The sequence below is a fragment of the Microcoleus sp. Pol7_A1 genome, from assembly GCF_036701085.1.
Taxonomy (GTDB): Bacteria; Cyanobacteriota; Cyanobacteriia; order Cyanobacteriales; family Microcoleaceae; genus Microcoleus; species Microcoleus asticus.
This window is the reverse complement of sequence record NZ_JAUBQD010000160.1, coordinates 1-1,483: the sequence shown is the minus strand read 5'-3', so window position 1 is coordinate 1,483 and position 1,483 is coordinate 1. Positions and strand designations below refer to the sequence as shown.

General features: G+C 39.3%; 3 pseudogenes. All 3 read right to left on the bottom strand.

The features are described from left to right. Positions 1-77 precede the first annotated feature (77 nt). Positions 78-239 (bottom strand): annotated as a pseudogene (locus QUA20_RS31735) (IS1/IS1595 family N-terminal zinc-binding domain-containing protein); the annotation flags it as partial. A 23-nt stretch (positions 240-262) separates the two neighbouring features. After that, positions 263-939 (bottom strand): annotated as a pseudogene (locus QUA20_RS31730) (IS1 family transposase). Between the two features lie 77 nt (positions 940-1,016). Beyond that, positions 1,017-1,283: pseudogene (locus QUA20_RS31725) on the bottom strand (transposase); the annotation flags it as partial. Positions 1,284-1,483 lie beyond the last annotated feature (200 nt).

Genomic DNA, 1,483 nt, shown 5'->3' with positions numbered 1-1,483 from the left:
TGAGTCATTTTTTTTTGTTTTCAAGTCCTATATTTTGAAAAATTTTCGATGAGGCGATGGTACCTGCGGAATGTGGGGTACATTTTTAGGCAATCACGTTTGATGCTCTCGCTATAACCTCGATGGGGTTCATACTGATTAATGAATTGACGACCGCATCGGACACAAATGTGATTCTGTTTTCCTTTCTTCTTGCCGTTTTTACGGATATGGGTTGATTTACATTCTGGGCATTGCATAAATTATTCCTCCTATTCATACTCTAACTCAGCAACGCCAGATAATGAATTAGTAAGCGAATTGAATTTTTGAGCATCTCTCTCGACTTAGAATAGCAAAGTGTCTTGCGATGAAGTCGTGCTTGCATCATGTCGTAGTCGCGTATTTTCGCCCTCTACTCTGGTCATATAAGTTTTACAGACAATTTGGTCTCCATCTGGAATAAACATGGGATAAACTGGCCATCCATCTGTTACATAAAAATAACATTTCCAGTTACCGACTAATTCCCACAATGGTCGAAAAGTTGCTGCACTATGGTCGCCCAGCACCCATCCTAAAATCCCTGGCTGAAAGTGATTAACCGCTGTCCAGAGCCAAATTTTATTTTTTTTGACCAATAAATGTTTCGAGTTCATCAAGTTCTCCAACTTCGGGAATTGTATCTGGTTCATAAGCATCAGGCAGCAATTCTCCTACAAGCTATACCCAATTTATGATGCTGTGTGATGCACCCCTTTAATCCTCTCTATTGCTCGAAAACCCAGACCATTGACATACATTGTGAGGCATTCACGTTTCACCTCCGAGCGAGTAACCTTTATGAGGTTGATAGCAATCTATAAATTGTCTGCCACAATCGACACAAATATAATTCTGTTTACCTTTTTTACGACCATTTTTATTAACATGAGTTGACTGACATTCAGGACATTGCATAAGCTCTGCGTTTTGTGAAGTGTTATTTTTTGGCGCTCGCACTCTCAAATCATCATATCCTAATTCACTAACGCCAGTCATTTCAAATAAAAAAGAGACACTATTGAGCAGTAGGCACAGATTAGTTCATCTAAAGATGTGCCAGGAGGAGCATACATTCTGGCTCGCTTTAAGGCACTAAAATCGTGTTCAATATCCTTCAGGTCTGGAGAATATTTTGGGAGAAAAAGAACTTGATGATCCGTTTCCTCTACCAGTTCTCGAATGGCTGTGTTTCGATGAATCGGTGGATTATCCATGATTAATATAGATGGCTTGGTCAGAGAGGGTAATAAATACAGCGTTTTCCGCTGTTATGAGGTACAGTAGCAACAATCAGTGAACCAATTTCTTAAATGGTTAGGATTCATTAAATTAAGGGCAACTGCTACGATTCTATCAATCATTGCTGGGGCAGGGTAAACGCCTCTTAATTTCAACCTAAAACATGATAAGATTAAGTATTTAGCTAAATCAAGTGCGTAATTCATAGGTGCGATCGATG